This is a genomic window from Mesorhizobium sp. WSM4823 (assembly GCF_055811195.1).
The window spans coordinates 138,147-158,259 of sequence record NZ_JBVVQL010000010.1; the positions used below are offsets into that span (position 1 = coordinate 138,147).

The 20,113-nt window shown below is 63.6% G+C and carries 21 protein-coding genes; 8 read left to right on the forward strand and 13 right to left on the reverse strand.

The annotated features are described in order from the left end of the window. Window positions 1-42: 42 nt before the first annotated feature. From AC0L26_RS22995 to AC0L26_RS23010, 4 genes are all read right to left on the reverse strand, one after another. Window positions 43-1,491, reverse strand: coding sequence for an amidase (locus AC0L26_RS22995; protein ID WP_473634642.1), 1,449 nt, complete (start codon window positions 1,489-1,491; stop codon window positions 43-45). A 9-nt stretch (window positions 1,492-1,500) separates the two neighbouring features. After that, window positions 1,501-2,409, reverse strand: coding sequence for a ribokinase (locus tag AC0L26_RS23000; protein ID WP_473634643.1), 909 nt, complete (start codon window positions 2,407-2,409; stop codon window positions 1,501-1,503). Window positions 2,410-2,561: 152 nt separating this feature from the next. After that, entirely contained in the window at window positions 2,562-3,440 is an 879-nt protein-coding gene (locus tag AC0L26_RS23005; protein ID WP_126104891.1) for a methylated-DNA--[protein]-cysteine S-methyltransferase, read from the reverse strand. Between the two features lie 238 nt (window positions 3,441-3,678). Continuing rightward, a complete protein-coding gene (locus AC0L26_RS23010; protein WP_473634644.1) occupies window positions 3,679-4,173 on the reverse strand; it encodes a DUF2244 domain-containing protein in 495 nt (164 codons plus the stop codon). A gap of 22 nt (window positions 4,174-4,195) precedes the next feature. Between AC0L26_RS23010 and nth the strand changes: the two genes are divergently transcribed. Then, the gene (gene nth / locus AC0L26_RS23015) at window positions 4,196-4,993 is read left to right on the forward strand and encodes an endonuclease III (protein ID WP_473634645.1); all 798 of its coding nucleotides are present in this window, start codon (window positions 4,196-4,198) and stop codon (window positions 4,991-4,993) included. Here nth and AC0L26_RS23020 read toward each other — a convergent pair. Further along, window positions 4,987-5,442: a DUF2214 family protein gene (locus AC0L26_RS23020; protein ID WP_473634646.1), complete on the reverse strand. Its 456-nt coding sequence runs from the start codon at window positions 5,440-5,442 to the stop codon at window positions 4,987-4,989. The genes nth and AC0L26_RS23020 overlap by 7 nt on opposite strands. A gap of 227 nt (window positions 5,443-5,669) precedes the next feature. On the opposite strand from AC0L26_RS23020, the gene AC0L26_RS23025 reads away from it, so the two are divergent. Beyond that, window positions 5,670-6,209, forward strand: a complete 540-nt coding sequence (locus tag AC0L26_RS23025; protein ID WP_473634647.1) for a GNAT family N-acetyltransferase — start codon at window positions 5,670-5,672, stop codon at window positions 6,207-6,209. A gap of 41 nt (window positions 6,210-6,250) precedes the next feature. On the opposite strand, the gene AC0L26_RS23030 is transcribed toward AC0L26_RS23025, so the two are convergent. Next, window positions 6,251-7,030, reverse strand: a complete 780-nt coding sequence (locus AC0L26_RS23030) for an IclR family transcriptional regulator (RefSeq protein ID WP_473634697.1) — start codon at window positions 7,028-7,030, stop codon at window positions 6,251-6,253. Window positions 7,031-7,234: 204 nt separating this feature from the next. On the opposite strand from AC0L26_RS23030, the gene AC0L26_RS23035 reads away from it, so the two are divergent. From AC0L26_RS23035 to AC0L26_RS23055, 5 genes are all read left to right on the forward strand, one after another. Then, complete coding sequence (locus AC0L26_RS23035; protein ID WP_473634648.1) at window positions 7,235-8,212, forward strand: Bug family tripartite tricarboxylate transporter substrate binding protein; 978 nt, start codon at window positions 7,235-7,237, stop codon at window positions 8,210-8,212. Between the two features lie 126 nt (window positions 8,213-8,338). Next, a complete protein-coding gene (locus AC0L26_RS23040) occupies window positions 8,339-8,875 on the forward strand; it encodes a tripartite tricarboxylate transporter TctB family protein (protein WP_473634649.1) in 537 nt (178 codons plus the stop codon). Window positions 8,876-8,879: 4 nt separating this feature from the next. After that, a complete protein-coding gene (locus AC0L26_RS23045) occupies window positions 8,880-10,403 on the forward strand; it encodes a tripartite tricarboxylate transporter permease (RefSeq protein WP_352935364.1) in 1,524 nt (507 codons plus the stop codon). A 15-nt stretch (window positions 10,404-10,418) separates the two neighbouring features. Further along, window positions 10,419-11,603, forward strand: a complete 1,185-nt coding sequence (locus AC0L26_RS23050; RefSeq protein WP_473634650.1) for a CaiB/BaiF CoA transferase family protein — start codon at window positions 10,419-10,421, stop codon at window positions 11,601-11,603. Window positions 11,604-11,616: 13 nt separating this feature from the next. After that, a complete protein-coding gene (locus AC0L26_RS23055) occupies window positions 11,617-12,468 on the forward strand; it encodes a citryl-CoA lyase (protein WP_473634651.1) in 852 nt (283 codons plus the stop codon). On the opposite strand, the gene AC0L26_RS23060 is transcribed toward AC0L26_RS23055, so the two are convergent. Further along, a complete protein-coding gene (locus AC0L26_RS23060; RefSeq protein ID WP_473634652.1) occupies window positions 12,444-12,953 on the reverse strand; it encodes an NUDIX hydrolase in 510 nt (169 codons plus the stop codon). The genes AC0L26_RS23055 and AC0L26_RS23060 overlap by 25 nt on opposite strands. A 152-nt stretch (window positions 12,954-13,105) precedes the next feature. After that, window positions 13,106-13,402 (reverse strand): hypothetical protein, encoded by a 297-nt coding sequence (locus AC0L26_RS23065; protein ID WP_473634653.1) that lies wholly within the window; start codon window positions 13,400-13,402, stop codon window positions 13,106-13,108. Between the two features lie 111 nt (window positions 13,403-13,513). Here AC0L26_RS23065 and AC0L26_RS23070 point away from each other — a divergent pair, with 111 nt between their 5' ends. Then, complete coding sequence (locus AC0L26_RS23070) at window positions 13,514-13,693, forward strand: invasion associated locus B family protein (RefSeq protein WP_352935349.1); 180 nt, start codon at window positions 13,514-13,516, stop codon at window positions 13,691-13,693. A gap of 22 nt (window positions 13,694-13,715) precedes the next feature. Here AC0L26_RS23070 and AC0L26_RS23075 read toward each other — a convergent pair whose 3' ends face one another. Genes AC0L26_RS23075 through AC0L26_RS23095 form a run of 5 tightly spaced genes read right to left on the reverse strand, consistent with a single transcriptional unit; the run spans window position 13,716 to window position 20,095 of the window. Beyond that, window positions 13,716-14,408, reverse strand: a complete 693-nt coding sequence (locus AC0L26_RS23075) for a response regulator transcription factor (RefSeq protein ID WP_473634654.1) — start codon at window positions 14,406-14,408, stop codon at window positions 13,716-13,718. Further along, window positions 14,405-17,155, reverse strand: coding sequence for a DUF4118 domain-containing protein (locus AC0L26_RS23080; RefSeq protein ID WP_473634655.1), 2,751 nt, complete (start codon window positions 17,153-17,155; stop codon window positions 14,405-14,407). The genes AC0L26_RS23075 and AC0L26_RS23080 overlap by 4 nt, the downstream gene beginning before the upstream one ends. Window positions 17,156-17,207: 52 nt before the next feature. Then, window positions 17,208-17,777: a potassium-transporting ATPase subunit KdpC gene (kdpC, locus tag AC0L26_RS23085; RefSeq protein ID WP_473634656.1), complete on the reverse strand. Its 570-nt coding sequence runs from the start codon at window positions 17,775-17,777 to the stop codon at window positions 17,208-17,210. Window positions 17,778-17,789: 12 nt separating this feature from the next. After that, on the reverse strand, window positions 17,790-19,883 hold the full coding sequence (gene kdpB / locus AC0L26_RS23090; protein ID WP_473634657.1) for a potassium-transporting ATPase subunit KdpB: 2,094 nt from the start codon (window positions 19,881-19,883) through the stop codon (window positions 17,790-17,792). After that, window positions 19,880-20,095, reverse strand: coding sequence for a hypothetical protein (locus AC0L26_RS23095; RefSeq protein WP_473634658.1), 216 nt, complete (start codon window positions 20,093-20,095; stop codon window positions 19,880-19,882). Before AC0L26_RS23095 ends, kdpB begins: the two co-directional genes overlap by 4 nt. Between the last annotated feature and the right edge of the window lie 18 nt (window positions 20,096-20,113).

The window sequence follows — 20,113 nt, forward strand, 5'->3', positions numbered from 1 at the left end:
TGCAAGCCGGCAGCCTATGTCGCTGGCAGCCTTGATCTGGATTTAGGCTCCAGCCTGCCACGGCAGTGTTGTCTCATAGGCCGCCGCCGCTTTCAGCACGGCCATGTCGCCGCGCGGCCGCCCGATCAATTGCATGCCCATCGGCCTGCCTCTGGTATCGAAGCCCGCCGGGACGTTGATCGCCGGGCAGCCGCCCAGCGTGGCGAACGCTGAAACCTGCATCCAGCGGTGATAGCTGTCCATGGCACGCCCGGCCACTTTTGTCGGCCAGTGGGTGGAGACATCGAAGGGAAAGACCTGCGCGGCCGGTAGCGCGACGAGATCGAAACGCTCGAAGGCCGACAGCAGGGTTTTGTGCCACGACGAGCGCCTCACCGTGGCGGCGTGGATCTGCGGCGCCGTGAGGCGCAGTGCATGTTCCACCTCCCACACGGCTTCCGGCTTTAGAAGACTGCGTTTCAAGGGGTCGTCGTAATGCGCCTTGAGCGCACAACCGCTGCTCGCCTGGCGCAGCGTCACAAAGGCCTGCCACAGCGCTTCGAAGTCGAAATCCGGCACCAGCGCTTCGGTCTGAAAGGATATGTCGGCGAATCGGCCGAGGGCGGCCTCGCAAAGATCAAGAATGCCTGTTTCAACCGGCAGATGGCCGCCGAGATCACCGAGCCAGGCAATGCGCCCGCCAGTCGGCGGCGTTTCCAGCCCTTGCAGGAACGAGCCATGCTTGTGATGTGAGAGCGGCGCGCGGGGGTCGTAGCCGGCCTGCTCGTCGAGCAGCAACGCCATGTCGCGCACGCTGCGGCCCATCGGCCCTTCGACGCCCATTTGTGCGTGAAAGACGTCAAGCTCGGGGCCGGCGGGGACAAGTCCCTGCGACGGACGGAAGCCATAGACATTGTTGTAGGCGGCCGGGTTGCGCAGCGAACCGCCAAAGTCGCTGCCGTCGGCGACGGGCACCATGTCGAGCGCCAGCGCGACCGCCGCGCCGCCGCTCGATCCGCCGGCGGTCAAGGCTGGGTCGAACGCGTTGAGCGTCGGGCCGAACACGGCGTTGTAGGTGTTGGAGCCAAGCCCGAATTCGGGAACGTTGGTCTTGCCGATGATGATGGCGCCGGCATTGCGGACGCGTTCGACGAAAAAATCATCCTCTTGCGGCACGAAATCGGCGAAGATTGGCGAGCCGAAGCTGGTCCTGAGCCCCTTGGTCTGCGCGAGATCCTTGATGGCGATCGGCAGGCCGAACAGGGGGCCGGCGTCTCCCGAATGCGCCAGATGCGCGTCTGCTTTGTCAGCTTCTTGCAGGATGCCGGCACGGTCGCGCAACGAGACGATGGCATTGACCAGCGGGTTTAGGGCGTCGATCCGGTCGAGGAATGCCGTCACCACCTCGCGGACGGAAAGCTGCCGACGTCGGATCGCGCCGGCAAGGTCCACGGCGGACAGGCGACAGATGTCACCGGCAGGCGGCACGGCGTGTTTCGTGGCAGGACGCATGGCTCTCACCTAGCTGGCGGATTTTTGTAGCGCCGCGTCGACTTCCCTGGCCAGCGGGATCGCCGGCTGGGCGCCGGGTTTCAAACAGGCGAGCGAGCCGGCAGCGGCGGCGCGGGCGAGCGCCTGATCGAGCGGCAGGCCGGATGAGAGTCCGGCGGCGAAATAGCCGCAAAACGTGTCGCCGGCGCCGACTGTGTCGACCGGAATGATCTTCAGCGCCGGAACCATCAGAAGATCGGTTGGCGTGGCAGCCAGGACACCGTCACCGCCGAGCGTGACGACGATTGTGCGGCCGGTCTTGCCGGCGTAGTCGCGCATCCGCGCCGGGCGGTCGCGGCCGCTCAGCGACAATGCCTCGCCATAGAGGTCGAATTCGGTTTCATTGGCGACGACATAGTCGGCCTTGCCAAGGAAGGTGGCCGCCTCGCCCCGGAACGGTGCCGTGTTGAGCACGGTGACCGCGCCTGCCGCCCGTGCCGCGTCCAGTGCTGCATCGACGGTCTGCAGCGGGATCTCCTGCTGCAAGAGCACGACATCGCCGCTTTTCATGAAGGTCTTGGAAAGGTCGCCCGTCACGACCGAATCATTGGCGCCCGGCACCACGGCAATGACGTTCTCGCCGTCGTCGGCGACCATGATCAATGCCGTTCCGGTCGAGGCGAAGGTTTCACCGACACCGGACAGGTCGATCTTGCCGTCCCGCAGCAGCGCCAACGCTTCAGCGGCGAAGTTGTCCTTGCCGACCGCGCCGACCATGCGCACCTTGGCGCCGGCGCGCGCGGCAGCCAGCGCCTGGTTGGCGCCCTTGCCGCCGGGAGCGGTGGTAAAGCCGGAGCCGCGCACCGTCTCGCCCGGTGCGGGCAAGCGGTCGACATTGGCGATAAGGTCGAGATTGATCGAGCCGACAACGATAATCAAGGAGGCCTCCTGCTGATGGGCGGGAAGCTAGCCCGGAAGGCGGTTGCTTGCCAGAGCGAACGGTCATTTCGCGGATTAACGAAAAACACCGGCGAAAGCGTCTCGCCGGTGTCGCAAGGTCTGTTGGGTATCAGCGCACGCTGTGAACTATTTCAAGGCGCGACCTGCCCCGCTTCCCAGCCAAGGATGGCGCGTTTGCGGGTCAGGCCCCAGTGGTAGCCGGTGAGCGCGCCGGACTTGCCGAGAGCCCGGTGGCACGGCACCACAAAGGACATCGGATTGGCGCCGACCGCAGCACCCACCGCCCGGCTGGCGCTCGGTGCGCCGATGCGGGCGGCGATCGAGGAATAGGTGCAGGCTTTACCCATCGGGATGCGCAGCAGGGCTTCCCAGACGCGGACCTGGAAATCGGTGCCGATCATGACGACGCGCAACGGCTGGTCGGCGCGCCACAGCGCCGGATCGAAGATGCGGGCGGCATAGGGCGCCGTCGCAGCCATGTCCTCGACATAGTTTGCGTTCGGCCAGCGGCTGGACATGTCGGCGAAGGCCGCTCGCTCGCCGCCGGCATCGTTGAAGGCGAGGCCGGCAAGCCCGCGGTCGGTGACCATGATCAGGGCGATGCCGAATGGCGAGATATGGTAGCCGTAGCGGATCGTCAGCCCGGCGCCGCGCGTCTTGTAGTCGCCCGGCGACATCGCCTCGTGGGTGACGAAAAGGTCGTGCAACCGTCCGGGACCTGACATGCCGACCTCGAAAGAAGCTTCGAGCAGCGGCATGCCGGAATCGAGCAGTTTGCGCGCATGGTCGAGCGTGACGGCCTGGAGGAAGGCCTTGGGCGACAGGCCGGCCCAGCGGGTGAACAGCTTCTGCAGGCCGGTCGGCGTCTCGCCAACTTCCTCGGCCAGTATTTCGAGCGATGGCTGGTCACGGTAGTCAAGGCTGATCTTCTCGATCGCGCGCCGAACAACTTCGTAGTCACCGCCTTCGGGCGTGATGTCTTTCTTCAGAATAGCGGTCTGTGCGTTCATGGGACTGTCTCCTTGACCTGGAATATCGTCCTTCGCGGCGCCGATCACCACCCGAAACTTGCCTTCTCCAGGCATATATCCAGATAGAATTAGCTTCGACGAAGGAGTGTGGCGAAAGGTGCATCCCACCAAGGAGGAGGCGGCGCCGCTGATCACCGTCTATGGCAAGGCACCGGAGCGTCGGTTGCCTCAATCGCTGCCGAAAGATCAATTCGGGGACGAGGCGGTTGGCTCACATTTAGCGCGCCTTGGCGGTCGCCAGGGCACGCGAAAAGGCTGACGCAAAGCTCTCGCGGTCGTCTGGATTGAGGAAGCCGCCGATCGGCACATTCTGGCCTTGCGCTTCCACCGCCATCCTGGTGATGCCGATCTCGGCGTGGCGGGCGACCGAAAAACGCGCCCAGAACGGGTTGAAGCGATGCGCTTCCAATTTACCTGACGGCGCCGTCTTGCGGATGTCGAGACTGGTGCGCGAGACCGACACCTCCTCGCGGGCGCGGGCGGCACGATAGTTGGCGCGAAAGGCGATGTAGACGGCGATGACGTCGAGACCGAGGAAGCCGAACACCGGCCAGGCGCCACGCGACAGGAAAAACGCTCCGGTCACCAACGAGCCGAACAGCAGAGCGCCCATCAGGATGGCAAAGCCGGTCTTGCCCAGCGACCGATGTGGCGTCAGCAACGCCTCGAAGAATGGCTCGTCAGCCTGAAATGAGGCGTTTGTATCGCTCATGGCGGGATATTATAGGAAGGGGATGGCGAACCCCAAGTCCAAAAATTCCTCCACACCCAAAAACGACCTGCCCCGCGGCCGACGCGACGGCTCAACTGCCAAGCCGCGTGCCCGGCCGGTGCGGTCGCTCTACAGCCCGGCCGAGGTGCACGAGATTTTCCGACGCTTTTCCGTTCAGCGGCCCGAGCCAAAGGGCGAGCTCGAACATATCAACGCCTTCACGCTGCTGGTGGCAGTGGTGCTTTCGGCACAGGCGACCGACGTCGGCGTCAACAAGGCGACGCGGGCGCTGTTCAAGGTCGCCGACACGCCGCAAAAGATGCTGGCGCTCGGCGAGGCCAAGGTCGGGGATTATATCCGCACCATCGGGCTTTGGCGCAATAAGGCCAAAAATGTCATCGCGCTGTCGGAAGCGCTGATCCGCGACCATCGCGGCGAGGTGCCTGAGGACCGCGACCAACTGGTCAAGCTGCCGGGCGTCGGCCGTAAGACCGCCAATGTCGTGCTCAACATGGCCTTCGGCCAGCATACGATGGCGGTCGACACACACATTTTCCGCATCGGCAACCGGCTCGGGCTGGCGCCCGGCAAGACGCCGGAACAGGTCGAGCAGGGGCTGTTGAGGATCATTCCGGACGAATATATGCGCCACGCCCATCACTGGCTGATCCTGCATGGGCGCTATGTCTGCAAGGCGCGCAAGCCGGATTGTCCGGTCTGCGTCATCGCCGATATCTGCAAGGCTGACGAAAAGACGAATGATGTGCCGGCGCCGCTGGTCGAGATTGCGCCGCTCGAACCGGTAGGCGAAATTCAGTAGCCGTAACCGCGTGCCATCGCCGCCGCGAAGACCGGGATCAGCAGGAAGGTCAACGCCTCGGCGCGAACATAAGTTCGAACCGACGCGAGTTGCGCGGCCGGCACCTGAAAACCGGGGCTGGCCGAGGTCTGCCTGCTCCAGGAGCCGATGCGGACGGTCGGGATGATCGACAGCAGGCCGACGATGACGAAGGCTGCCATCTTTGCCCAGAACACCCAGTTGTAGACGTAGAATTCCCAGCCCTTCAGGCCGTAGATGACGCGGGCGATGCCGACGATGATGATCAACATGGCGATGATGCCGTAATGGCGGTCGATGCCGACAAGCCGCCGGAGCGTCGCGGCGGGCAGATCGCCGCGGATCAGGACAAATTCGGCGCCGATGATGCCTGCCAGTGAAAACACCAGCAGATGATGAAAGATGGCAAGCAGAGGGTCGGTGGTATCCATGCCCTTTTCCCTCCGTTGGACGGCACAGCGGACGCTGAATCAGCTGCTGGTGAAAAGTAGCATCGCTGGACAGGATTCACATTGGGCTGGAAGATGATCTGCACAGGCTTTGGCTCTTGTCTGGTGCAGACAATTTGGATCTCTGTCGCATATCGCTGTCCCCAAAACCACCGAGCACTGGGCAACACGCATTAAGCACACAGGCAACCGCAACCGAGGCATGACACATGGGTACTCCGCAGGCGCTCGTCGCTCCCGTCATCGAAACGCCGCGCACCGTGCTGCGGCCGCACCGGCTCGATGATTTCGACGCCTATGTCGCCATGTGGGCCGATCCGGCCGTCACCCGCTTCATCGGCGGCAAGCCGCGGACGCGAGAGGAAAGCTGGATGCGCTTCCTGCGCCATTCGGGCCTGTGGTCGCTGCTGGGCTACGGCTTCTGGGCGATCGAGGATAGGGCATCCGGCCGCTTCATCGGTGAGGCTGGCTTTCACGACCTGAAGCGCGATATGGTGCCGTCAATCGAAGGCGTTCCGGAAGCTGGTTGGGCACTCATCCCGGCTGCCCACGGAATGGGTTTCGCCAGCGAGGTCGTCGGAAGGGTTCTCGCCTGGGGCGACGAAGCATTCGGGCGCGCAAGGACCGTCTGCATCATCGATCCGGAAAACACCGGTTCGCGGAACGTCGCGGCAAAATGTGGTTACAAGGAAGTGCTGCGAACCACTTATCACGACACCGCGACGATCCTGCTGGAACGGCTGCCTTGAGGGTGTTTCCTGTCATCCCGTCGTTCTGGCTGCCGTTCTGGTCAGGCCGAATCGAGGTTTTCTGAACCTTCCGTTTCGGTACCGGCTTTACGAGCCGTCTGTTCGAGCATCGAGGCGTCTTGGCCGAAAGCGCGGGTGGCACGCGCGGCCGCCTCGATCAGCGGATTTTTCATGCGCTGGAGAAAGGCCGCGTCGACGCGTGTGCTCGGGCCGGACAGCGTCAATGCACCGAGCAGGGTCTGCCCCGGCCCGAACACCGGTGCCGAGACGCCCGCCGTCTCGGGGTCGCGATCGCCGACCGACAAACAGTGATAGGTTTCGCGGATCGTCTCGTAAGGCTCTCCCTGCTGACCTGAAAACGCCGCAAGCACGCGGCCGCCCGAACCGGCCAGCAAGGGCAGCACGTCGCCTTCCCGTATGGTGTAGCGGATGGCATGCTTGGACTCTACGCGGTAGAGACAGGTACGCACGTCGCCCGAGCGGACATAGAAAGCGACGCTTTCCCAGCTTCGGTCGGCCAGGTCGCGCATGATCGGCAGCAGGATATCGATCGCCACGACCGAACGCTGGTACAGGGCGCCCAATCGGAAGGCGGCAGGGCCGACACGGTAGCGGCCGTCATCGAGGCGCTCCAGCAGCTGCCCGCGCAATAATGAGTTCGCCAGCCTCAGGATGGTGCTCTTGTAGAGGCCGGTCCGTGCCGCGATTTCGGCCAGGCTGAGCGATCGGTCAGCGGCGGCGAAAGCATCGAGGATGGCGATCGCACGATCCAGCGCCGCAACACCGTCGGTCGAGGCAGGCTTGGGTTGTGTCACGGCCATCTGCTTGACCACGTCGTTCCGTTCTCCGTTGGACAGAAAGCGCCGATCGAAACAATGTGGCGCATCCGAGTAGTTCTGTCTAGTAGAATGGCGTTCCTGTTGACAGAACGATGCAAAGACTGCATGAATTTTTGTCGAGCGGGTCTGAATTCAGGCTACGTTGCTGGCAGGCACCAGAGGAGGTGTCGTGATTGGAGGAATCCCATGCTGAACAGACGCAGATTTCTAATGAGCACCGCTGCTGCCGGCGCAGCCAGTTTCGCAGCGTTGCATCTCTCGCCCGCATTCGCGCAGGATGCGCCGCAGATCCAGATCTTCGTGCCTGCAGCGCCCGGCGGCGGCTGGGACCAGACGGCGCGCACGATGGACCAGGTGCTGCGCAGCGAGAAACTGATCTCCGGTTCTCAGATCACCAATGTCGGCGGGGCCGGCGGCACAGTCGGCCTGCCGCAGTTCATCAGCCAGTGGAACGGCAAGGGCAATTCGCTGATGGTGGCCGGCATGGTCATGGTTGGCGCCATCATCGCCAACAAATCGGCCAACAATCTCACTGAAGTCACGCCGATCGCCCGCCTCACCGGCGAGTTCGAGGCGCTTGTGGTGCCGGCGGCCTCGCCGTTCAAGACAGCGGCGGATTTCGTCGCCGCCCTCAAAGCCGATCCGACCAAGGTCCCGGTGGCCGGCGGTTCGGCCGGCGGTTCGGACCACATATTGTTCGGTCTTATCGCGAAGACGGCCGGTGTTCCGGCAGCCAACCTCTCCTACGTGCCGTTCGCCGGCGGCGGCGAGGCGCTGTCGGCGCTGCTCGGCAACCAGGTCGCGGCCGGCATCTCCGGCTTTGGCGAGTTCTCAGAACAGGTCAAGGCAGGGGCGCTTCGGCTGCTCGCCATTTCCGCGGACAAGCGCCAGGAAGGCATCGACGCGCCGACGCTGAAGGAAGCCGGCATTGATGTCGAACTGTTCAACTGGCGCGGCGTCTTTGCACCGCCCGGCGTTTCGGACGCCGACAAGGCGGCGATGGTCACGCTGGTCGAGACCATGGCCAAAAGCGATGCCTGGGCCACCGAATGCAAAAACCGCAACTGGACCCAAATCCTGCTCACCGGCGATGACTATGCAAAATTTCTCGCCGAAGACACGACCCGGATCGAGGCCATCCTCAAGGATCTCGGCCTTGCCTGATACCCTCGGAAGGGGTGGCCTGCGCCACCCCTTTCCGATGTTCGCCAGCCGCATGGACATACGATCCAGCGCGGGTGAAACTGCGATGAGGCCGGCTGTGGGAACCGGCTTTGAGGGAGGACGATCATGAGCACCAGCGACCAGCAGGCGGAGCGGCCGCGCCTTGCCGTGCCCGAATTGCTGATCGGCGTCGGGCTTCTCGCCTGCGCCGGCGCCGTGGCGTGGCAGACGCTGGCGATTCCGGTGTCGCCTCTCTACTCCAAGGTCGGCCCGACCGTCTTCCCCTACATCACCATGGTCGGCATGATAGTCCTTTCCCTCCTGCTGATCGTCGCCGCCCTGCGAGGCGGCTGGCAGCCGGAGGAAGAAAAGGAAACGCCGACCGACTGGAAGGCGATGGGTATTGTCGCCACCGGATTGGTCGCGAACCTTGTGCTGATCCAACCGCTTGGCTTCACCGCGGCTTCGGTGATCATGTTCGTTCTCATCTGCCGTGGTTTTGGCAGCAGACATCCGCTGCGTGACGTGCTGCTCGGGCTGATCCTGGCGCTTGCCGCCTATTTCGGCTTCGCCAGGGCGCTCGGCGTCAATATCGGCGCCGGCTTCATCGAGAACCAGCTGAACACGGTCCTCGATTCGATTATCCGTATGTTGAGGGCGTGACGCCATGGAAACGCTTGGCCATCTCGCGCACGGATTTTCGGTCGCTTTTACGCCGGTCAATCTCATGTGGTGCCTGCTCGGCACCACCCTGGGAACAGCGATCGGCGTGCTGCCCGGCCTCGGGCCTGCGCTGACCATCGCTCTGCTTTTGCCGATCACCTACCAAGTGGCGCCGGAAGCGTCCTTCATTCTGTTCGCCGGCATCTATTACGGCGCCATGTATGGCGGTTCGACGACATCGATCCTGCTCAATACGCCGGGCGAAAGTGCTACCATCGTCACGGCGCTGGAAGGCAACAGGATGGCCCGTTCCGGACGTGGCGGCGCTGCACTTGCCACCTCGGCGATCGGTTCCTTCGTCGCCGGCACGCTCGGCACATTGGGGGTCGCCTTCCTGGCACCGGTCGTGGTCAAATTCGCGCTGTCTTTCGGCCCGGCCGAATATTTTTCGCTGATGGTGCTGGCCTTCATCACGGTTTCGGCGGTGCTCGGCTCGTCGTCGGTGCGCGGCCTGACCAGCCTGTTCGTCGGCTTCGTCATCGGCCTGATCGGCGTTGACCTGCAGACCGGCCAGCCGCGCTTCACCTTCGGCATGAGCCAGTTGCTCGACGGCGTCGACGTGATCGTGGTTGCCGTCGGCCTCTTTGCGGTCGGCGAGACGCTCTACATGGCCTCGCGCCGCTATGCCGGCAAGGACGAGATCGTGCCGCTGAGGGGATCGCTCTACATGACGGCGGCCGAATGGGCACGCTCGTGGAAGGCTTGGCTGCGCGGTGCTCTGCTCGGCTTTCCGATCGGCGCCTTGCCGGCCGGCGGCGCCGAAATCCCGACCTTCCTCTCCTATGCGATCGAGAAGAAGCTGTCCAAACACAAGGAGGAGTTCGGCACGGTCGGCGCGATCGAAGGCGTTGCCGGTCCCGAGGCCGCCAACAACGCGTCGGCCGCCGGCGTGCTGGTGCCGATGCTGACGCTCGGCCTGCCGACCTCGGCGACGGCCGCGATCATGCTGTCGGCCTTCCAGAGCTATGGCATCAATCCCGGGCCGATGCTGTTCATGACGCAGGCCAATCTGGTCTGGGGGCTGATCGCCAGCCTGTTCATCGCCAATATCATCCTCGTCATCCTCAACCTGCCGCTGATCGGTCTATGGGTGCGGCTGCTGAAGATACCGGCGCCGCAGCTCTATGCCGGCATCCTGGTGTTTGCCACGGTCGGCACCTACGGCATTTCGCAGTCGCCGACCGACCTCGTCATCCTTTATCTGCTCGGCGGGGCCGGATTCCTGATGCGGCGCTTCGATTTCCCGACGGCGCCGGTCATCATCGGCATGATTCTCTGGCCGCTTGCAGAAACCCAGTTTCGCCGGGCGATGACCATCTCGAACGGCGACTGGTCGGTGTTCTACAAGCATCCGCTGTCGCTGACGCTGCTGACGCTGGCGTTCATCGGGCTGATTGGGCCGCATATCTGGACCTACATCGAGCGCAGGCGCACGCGTGGGCCGGAGCATGTGCCGGGCGATGCCTGACCTGTTTGTGACATCATGACCGATCTGCTGTCCGGTATCCGCGTCCTCGACCTGACCAATGTCCTGGCTGGCCCTTATTGCGCCTATCAGTTGGGGTTGCTCGGGGCCGACGTGATCAAGGTCGAAGCGCCGCAGGGTGGTGATCTGGCGCGCCAGCTCGGCGGCTCGCCGGAACTCAACAGTGCCGGAATGGGCGCTTCGTTCCTGGCGCAGAACGCCGGCAAACGATCGGTGGTGCTCGATCTCAAGAAGGAGGCCGATCGCGAACGCTTCCTCGATCTGGTCGCCTCCGCCGACGCGCTGGTCGAGAATTTCCGCCCCGGCGTGATGGACCGGCTGGGGCTTGGCTATAAGAGGCTGAAAGAGGTCCGCCCCAGCCTTGTCTATTGCGCGATTTCAGGCTTCGGCCAAACCGGGCCGATGCGCGACAATCCGGCCTACGACCAGATCATCCAGGGGCTGTCCGGTATCATGAGCATCACCGGCACGCCGGAGACCGCGCCGCTGCGTGTCGGCTATCCCGTCGCCGACACGCTGGGTGGGCTGGTCGGGGCGTTTGCCATCACTGCGGCACTTGTGAAGCAGAAGACGACAGGCGAGGGCGCTTTCCTCGACGTGTCTATGCTCGAATGCACGCTCTCTGCGCTGGGTTGGCCGGTTTCCAACTATCTGACTGCTGATGTCGAGCCGCAGCCGATGGGCAATGAGAACATGACGGCCGCACCTTCCGGAACGTTTCGCACCGGCGACGGTCTGCTCAACATCGCCGCCAACAAGCAGGAGCAGTTCGTCACGCTTTGCCGGCTGATCGGGCTGCCCGGCCTGGCGTCGGACCCGCGCTTTGCAGAGCGCGAAACGCGCAAGCGCAATCGCATCGCCTTGAAGGCGCTGATCGAGGACGCCCTGGCGAGTGGCTCGGCCGCGACCTGGGAGGAGACGCTCAATCGGGCAGGCGTGCCGGCGGGCAGGGTGCTGACGATCCCGCAGGTGCTGGCCGAGCAGCAAGTGATCGGGCGCGACATGACCACCCGTTTCGATGGCATGCCGAACATCGACCGGCCGCTGACCGTCGTGCGCGGCGGGTTCATGGTCGATGGCGCAGCAGCCTTGCCGACCAAGCCGCCGCCAAGATTGGGCGAACATATGGACGAGGTATTCGCCAACCTGCCGCCCCGGGCAAAAAAGAGAGCGCAGGCATGAGCGACACGAGACCATGAGCAACGTTGGGAAAAAAACCGGCCGCGAGCGTGGCGAGGAATGGTGGCAGACCGATATCATCGAAATGCGCCCCGGCGTGATCCGGCTGCGCGGCTATGAGATCCAGGACCTGATCGGCCGCGTCAGCTTTCCGGCGATGATCTGGCTGATGTTGCGCGGCGAAGTGCCTGGCGAGGAGCAGGCGGCGCTGTTCGGCATCGCGCTCGGTGCGGCCGTCGACCACGGCCCGCAGGCGCCGTCGATCGCCATCGCCCGCATGGCCGCCACCTGCGGCGTCGGCATCAACAGCGCCATGGCCTCGGCCATCAACGTGCTCGGCGATGTGCATGGCGGCGCCGGCGAGCAGGCGCTTACCTTCTACGGTGAGATCGCCGCGGCATTGGACGCAGGGGCGGCGCTCGCCGATGCCGTAGCGACGCGGCTCGATCGTTTCTTCGCCGAGGAAAAATCCTATGTGCCGGGGTTCGGGCACCGCTTCCACCCGGTCGACCCGCGGGCGCCGCGCCTCATCGAGCTAACCCGCGATTTTGCCGCGCGCGGCGTCGTCAGCGGACGTTTCGCCGACATCGCCGAGGCTGTCGAGGACGAGGTGGCTCGGCGCAAGGGCAAGAAGATCCCGCTCAACATCGACGGCGCCACCGCCGTCATCTATGGCGAGCTCGGCTTTCCGCCGCCGCTGACACGCGGCCTCTTCGTGTTGTCGCGATCGGTCGGCATATTGGCGCATGCGTGGGAACAGTCGCAGCAGAGCGACCGCAACAAGGGACCGCTGCCGCGCGAATGGTTGTGGGCCTATACCGGCACACCGGTGCGGCCTTTTCCTCAGGGAGACGACGGTTCCAAATGAGGCCCTGGTTCAAGCTCGCTAGCGAGCGCAGGTTGGGAAACCTTCAAGTTCTTCAGCAGCGTTGAAAGCTCGGGCTCGTCGATAAGCACTGCTGCGTCTTCCGGCGTCAGCCATGCCCGCTGCCGTCTTTTGGCTTCCTGCCAGTTGGCCAGATCCTCCGTCACCGCCAGCAGATAGACGGTGACGTCGACGCGGACGAAGCGGTTGGTCAGCCGTTTCCAGTAGGAATAGGTGCCGGCCGGCTGCTTCAGCGTCTTTCCGAGGACGCCGGCTTCCTCCTGCGCTTCGATGGTGGCAGCCTTGCGCCCACTCTTGCCCTTCATCGGCCAGCCCTTGGGTACGATAAAGCGCCTTGTCGATATCGAGGTGACCAGCATCACCTCAACGTCCCCATGCTCGCTCAGCCGAAAAGGAATAGCCGCGACCTGACGGACCCGCTCCCCCTTCCTTGCCTTGCGTACGACCTTCTTCTTGGTGGCTGCCATTCCCGATGTTCCAATCAGGCCCGATGATCCAATCAGGGCAGTGCCCAAGCACAAAGGCACGTTGCGAAAATCAAGACCGCCTTCGATGCTACTTCAAGTAGAGCGGTGCTCAAGGCTATAAGTCGGCTAAATAAATGAAAAGTACCGGCTCATCAGCGGCAGGTGCTGACAAAGCGGCTGCCCGAGCGCCGCAACTGGCACGTAGGCCGCATCTGCTGCACATCTGGCCGTTGCGGCGCAACCTCGCGATCCTGGGCACGGAACTGCTGTTGCTGCTGCTGATATTGCTGCCGCCGCAGTCTGTTCTCCAGCATCTGCAATTCGCCTTGCAGGACCAGCGCGTTGCGGTTGGCGGGAGTGACGTTCTGCGCGGAGACAGCAGCGCCCGACAGCATTGCTGTTGCCAGCATTGCCGACATGAAGATCGTCGATAGGCGAAGCGTCGACATCTATCCATTCCCGCGCGAAACTGAGCCTCCAACCATATAGGGCGTTTGTCTGGTGATGCCATGGTTAAAGCCTCGCCGAAGCGGAATTGGCGGGTTGAGCTGCCGAACTGGATGCCCGTCGACGCCGGGCTGTGGACATTCGACGCGAAAATCACGCCGCTGCTCAAGGTCGCCACCATTTTGAAGATCAACGCGGTCGCGGTCGATACGGGCCAGCCGATCAGCTTTCCCATCTCGTTGACCGGCTTCAGCGGCGCGCTTGCCCGAACCGCGGAACTCTCGGCAGACTGACTCCAGTTCCTCCGGATTACATTCAATCCACTTCGCGTAGACGGTATCCAACGCCGGTTTCGGTCGTGATATAACGCGGCTGGTCGGGCGTCTTCTCGATCTTTTGCCTGAGCTGCCGCACATAGACCCTGAGATACTGCACATCGGTCGAATCGCCCCAGACCTGCTTCAGCAGAAAGTGGTGGGTGAGAACCTTGCCCGCATGCTGCACGAGGGTGCGGAGGATGTCATATTCCTTCGGCGAGAGCTTTATCTCCCTGCCTTCCACGGTGACGATGCGCTTTACCAGATCGACCGCGAGATCGCCGGTGTGGAAAACAGGCTTCTCGCCCTGCTGCTGTAACTTGTGGCGAAGCGCCACGCGGATGCGCGCGACAAGCTCGTTCATGCCGAACGGCTTGGTGACATAGTCGTCGGCGCCGAGTTCAAGTGCCGAGACGATGCCGGCCTCATCGGTGCGGCTGGAAAGGATGACCACGGGAATGTCGAAGCCATCATCCCGCCACTTGCGCAGCAATTCGTGACCGCCCATGCCGGGCAGGCCGAGATCGAGCAGGACCAGGTCCGGCTTTTCAGTCTCGATGAGTTCGATCGCGGTCTTGGCGTTGGGCGCCTCACTGATCGAATAGCCCTGGCTGCCAAGGCCGACGCGAAGCAGCTTGCGGATCGGCGGCTCGTCATCGACGACCAATATCCTGACGTCCAGATTGGTCATGGCAAGCTATCCATGTCGGGAGCGCCCACATCTTGGTCATCGCCGTTGGGGTCGTCCACAGTCGGCAATTCCGTCGGCACCGGCATTCTGATGGTAAAAACCGCACCAGAACGGTCGGTCCTGTTGGCCGCCGAAATCGTCCCGCCCATCGCCTCGATGAAGCCGCGGCAGATCGAAAGTCCAAGCCCGGTGCCGGCACGGACCTGATCGCCTTTGCGCACCCGGTAGAACGTGTCGAAAACGCGCTCCAGATCGGCCGGCGGAATGCCCGGACCCTCGTCCATGATCTGCAGGGTGACGAAGCCGTTGTCGAGCCAGCCCTGCAGGCGGATCGTCGAACCGGACGGCGCATACTTCGCGGCGTTGTCGAGGAGGTTGAACAGCACCTGCTCAAACAGAACGGGGTCAAGCCTCAGCATTGGCAGGTCGGCCGGAATATCTATGTCGGTCTTATGTTCGCCGATGATTTTCCTGGCTCGGTGCAGCGCGGAACCGACAATATCGCCGACATAGTGGAAGGCGTAGTTCGGCTCCATCGCACCGGACTCTATCTTGGTCATGTCGAGCAGATTGGCGATGAAGCGGTTCAGCCGTTCCGATTCGTCGAGCACGGTCGACAGCAGGTCCGCACGATCCGGTTCGTGAAGTGCCGGCGCGAATTCCCTCAGCGTGCCGGCAGCGCCCATGATCGCGGCAAGCGGCGTTTTCAGGTCATGGGAAATCGAGGTCAGCAGCGCCGAGCGCAGCCGGTCCGCCTCCGCAGCAAGCTTGGCCCGGTCGACGTCGGCGACAAGCTGGATGCGTTCGATGGCCACCGCCGCCTGGTCGGTGAGGGCATCGAGCAGCCGCTGCTGTTCGGGCGTCAGCAGCGGTCCTTGCTTGTCGTTGTCGAGGCCGACGACGCCGACGGCGGTGCGCCCGGTCCGCAACGGCAGATACAGGCGTCTTGCTCCGGGCAGCGTGTCGGCGCCGCGTCCCGCAGCGCGGTTGTGTTCCCAGGCCCAACGGGCAGCGGCGATGTCGGCTTCGGCCAGCGTGTCGTCGGGCGGGTAGCCGGCCTTGACCGTAATCGTGCCGTTTTCGGGCAGAAGCAGCACCACACGAAGCTTCAGCATCGAGGCGATCTGGAAGGCGGTCGCCCAGAGAACGTCATCGAGCGTGCCAGCGCCGGCGAGCTTCTTTGAGAAGAGATAGATATCTTCCGTGGCGCGTGCCCGCGAGCGGGCAGCGACCGCCTGACGCTGCACGCGCGCTGTCAAATTGCTGGCAATGACTGCAATAACCAGGAAGACAGCCAGCGCAACGATGCCCTCCGGATCCTGGATCGTCAGCGTGTAGCGTGGTTCCAGGAAAAAATAGTTGAAGGCAATGGCGCTGATAAGGCAGGCATACAAAGCCGGCCAGAGACCGCCGGTCACCGCCGACGTCAGGACCCCGATGAGAAAGATGATCGCCAGATTGCGGACGTCGAGAAACTGGTGGAGAAGGACGGCGAAGGCGAGCGAGCCAACAACATAGGCCGTGGCCTTGAGATAGGGCCAGATCTCGAACTGCCACTGCTCGTCCGCCGCCTTGACGGTCCTCGACGTCGCTTCGGCGTCGCGTTCGTTTCCCGAAATGACATGGACGCTGATGTCGCCGGCATTGCGGATGAGATCATAAGTGAGCGAGCCTTCGATCAATTCCCTCCAGCGCGATCGGGTCGGCCTGCCGATCACGATATGGGTGAAGTTGTTCGCGGTCGCATGGCGAACGATGTCCTGCGCGACGTTCTGACCTGGAATGGTCGTTACCTCGGCGCCGAGCTGCTCGGCAAGGCGCAGCAGCGTCGCCAGCCGATCCTTGTCCTCCTCGGACATGCCGGCTGAACGTGGGGTATCGACATGAAGTGCCGTCCAGGGGGCGCGGAGCCGGTCGGCCAACCTTCGCGCATAGCGGACACGGGCCGCCCCGCCCGGACGCGCATCGACGCAGACGAGAACCCTTTCCCCAGCCGCCCAGGGCCCGGGTATCGCGTGGGCCTGCATGTGGGTCAGCAATTGCTCGTCGACGCGCTGGGCAGTGCGGCGGAGCGCCAGCTCCCTGAGCGCCGTCAGGTTGCCCGGCGAGAAATAGTTCTCGATGGCGCGCTGGGCGGTATGCGGGAAATAGACCTTGCCTTCCTCGAGCCGCTTGATCAGATCGTCGGGCGTGAGATCGATGATCTCGATGTCGTCGGCATGGTCGATGATGGAGTCTGGAACCGTCTCACGCACCCTGACGCGCGTGATCTGGGCGACGACGTCGTTCAGGCTTTCGACATGCTGGATGTTCAGCGTCGTATAGACGTCGATGCCGTGCGTCAGGATTTCCTGGACGTCGAGATAACGCTTGGGATGGCGGCTGCCCGGCGCGTTGGTATGGGCGAGCTCGTCGACGAGGACCAGCGCCGGGCGCCGGGCCAGAATGGCATCGATATCCATCTCTTCGAGGATGCGCCCTTTATAGTCGACCTGGCGACGCGGAATCACCTCATAGCCGTCGACCAGCGCTTGGGTTTCCTTGCGGCCGTGCGTTTCGACGACGCCGATCACAACGTCCACCCCGTCGGCCAATCTTGCACGGCCCGACATCAGCATCTCGTAGGTCTTGCCGACACCGGGCGCTGCTCCCAGAAATATCCGCAGGCGACCGCGCGCCTCCCGTTCCGCATGATCAAGCAGTGCGTCGGGTGATGGTCTGGTTTCGTTGCGGCTGTCGTCCGGCATCAGAATCGATCATGAATGGCGCCGGAGGTGGTGTCGATCCCCGGCCTGCCATTCATTGCTTTGCCGCCTCGTCAAGCGCCAGGTTGAGCGCCAGCACATTGACCACCGGCTCTCCCATGAAACCGAGCTCGCGGTTCTCGACATGGCTGTCGACCAGGGATTTGATTCCGGCTTCATCCACCCCCCTGGCCTTGGCCACCCTGGCGACCTGGAAATAGGCGGCTTCGGGGCTGATATGCGGATCGAGGCCGCTGCCTGAAGTCGTGACCAGATCCATCGGCACCGGCTGGTCCGGATTTTCCGCCTTCAGTCTGTCGGCATCGGCCTTGATGCGGTCGATCAGCTTGGGATTGGTCGGACCGAGATTCGAGCCGCTCGATGCGCTGGCATTGTAGCCGTCGCCGGCGGCCGATGGGCGGCCATGGAAATAGCTGTCGCCGGCGAAGAGCTGGCCGATCAGTTCGGAGCCGATGACCTTGCCGTCTTTCTCGATCAGGCTGCCATTGGCCTGGCGCGGGAACACAGCCTGAGCAATGCCGGTCATGCCGATCGGGTAGATCAGGCCGGTTAGCACGGTGAAGAAAACGATCATGGTGATCGCGGGTCTGATTTGCTTGAGCATGGACGTGATTCCTTATGCGAGGCCAAGCGCGGTGATGGCCATGTCGATCGCCTTGATGCCGACGAAGGGGACGATGATACCGCCGAGGCCATAGACAAGAAGATTGCGGCTGAGCAGCGCCCCGGCGCCGATCGCGCGATACTTGACGCCTCTCAGCGACAGCGGGATCAGCGCGATGATGATCAGCGCGTTGAAGATGATGGCCGAGAGAATGGCGCTCTGCGGCGTTGCCAGATGCATGATGTTGAGCGCCTGCAGCGGGCCTGATGTCTGCCCCGGCGCGATGTAGAAGACGGCGAAGATGGCCGGGATGATGGCGAAGTACTTGGCCACGTCGTTGGCGATCGAGAAGGTCGTCAGCGAACCGCGCGTCATCAGCAGCGCCTTGCCGATTTCAACGATCTCGATCAGCTTGGTCGGATCGCTATCGAGGTCGACCATGTTGCCGGCTTCGCGCGCAGCGACCGTGCCGGTGTTCATGGCAACGCCGACATCGGCCTGGGCAAGGGCGGGCGCATCATTGGTGCCGTCGCCGCACATGGCGACGAGCTTGCCCTTGGCCTGTTCGTCGCGGATCAGCTTCAGCTTGTCCTCGGGGGTCGCCTGGGCAAGGAAGTCGTCGACGCCGGCTTCCGCCGCGATCGCCGCCGCCGTCATCGGATTGTCGCCGGTGATCATCACCGTTCGGATGCCCATCTTGCGCAGTTCGGCGAACCGTTCCCTGATGCCCCCCTTGACGATGTCCTTGAGATGGACGACGCCGAGCAGGCGTCCGTCGCGCTCGACCGCCAGCGGCGTGCCGCCGGATTTGGCGATGTCGTCGGCGATTGCCTGCAGGTCGCGGACGGTGTCGCTGCTGGGGCGCGTAGCATGGGTGGCGACAGTCGACTGATTGACGTGGGCGAGCACCGAATCGACGGCGCCCTTGCGGACCGACGAGCCATCGATGTCGACGCCGCTCATGCGGGTTTGCGCGGTGAAGGGCACGAAAGTGGCATGCAGAGTTGCCATGTCGCGGGCGCGGATGGCGTATTTCTCCTTGGCCAGAACGACGATCGAGCGGCCTTCCGGCGTTTCATCGGCAAGCGAGGCAAGCTGCGCCGCATCGGCCAGCTCCTGCTCGGTGACGCCCTTGACCGGGCGGAATGCCGTCGCCTGGCGATTGCCGAGCGTGATCGTGCCGGTCTTGTCGAGCAGCAGCGTGTCGACGTCGCCCGCCGCCTCGACGGCGCGGCCCGACATGGCCAGCACGTTGAAGCGCACCAGGCGATCCATGCCGGCGATGCCGATGGCCGAAAGCAGCGCGCCGATCGTCGTCGGGATCAAGGTCACGAACAGGGCGACCAGGACGGTCACCGAGATGTAGCCACCCGAATAGGAGGCGAAGCTCGGGATCGTCGCCGTTGCCAGCACGAAGATCAGCGTCATGCCGACGAGCAGGATGTTGAGCGCGATCTCGTTGGGCGTCTTCTGGCGCTCGGCGCCTTCGACAAGCGAGATCATGCGGTCGAGAAACGTATGGCCGGAGGCGGCGGTGATGCGTACGCGGATCCAGTCGGACAGCACCTGCGTGCCGCCGGTCACCGCGGAGCGGTCGCCGCCGGATTCGCGAATGACCGGAGCGGATTCGCCTGTTATCGCCGCCTCGTTGACCGAGGCGACGCCCTCGATCACCTCGCCGTCCGACGGGATGATGTCGCCGGCCTCGACGAGCACCACGTCGCCGACCTTCAGGCCTGTACCCGGCACCAGCTTGAACTTGCTGCGGTCGTCGCCGGTCAATAGCTTGGCCTGGGTTTCGGTGCGCGCCTTGCGCAGCGAATCGGCCTGCGCCTTGCCTCGGCCTTCGGCGACCGCTTCGGCGAAGTTGGCGAAAAGCACGGTGAACCACAGCCAGATGATGATCTGCAGCGAGAAGCCGAGATCGCCGCCGCCAGTGACAAGATCCTTGGCAAACAGGACAGTGGTGAGTGCCGAGACGACGGCGACGACGAACATCACCGGATTCCGCATCAAGGTGCGCGGGTTCAGTTTCCTGAAGGCGCCGCCGACGGCAGGCAGCAGGATGCGGGCATCCATGATTACGGCCGATTTGGACTGGCTCATTTAGTGGCTCCAGTGTCGATGTTGTTGGATGGCACCGATCGATCGTATGCCGAAAGCAGATGCGGAAGCCCGGAGGCCAGCAACCAGATCACGAACATGACTGCCGCAATGCCGAAGAAGGTGGACAGGGTCGGGAAAGGCGGAGGGTTTGCCTCGCCCTTCTGATCTGGCCGATGGCGAAACTTCCGACGTATGGTTTCGAACCAGGACATGACATTGATCCAAGGTGG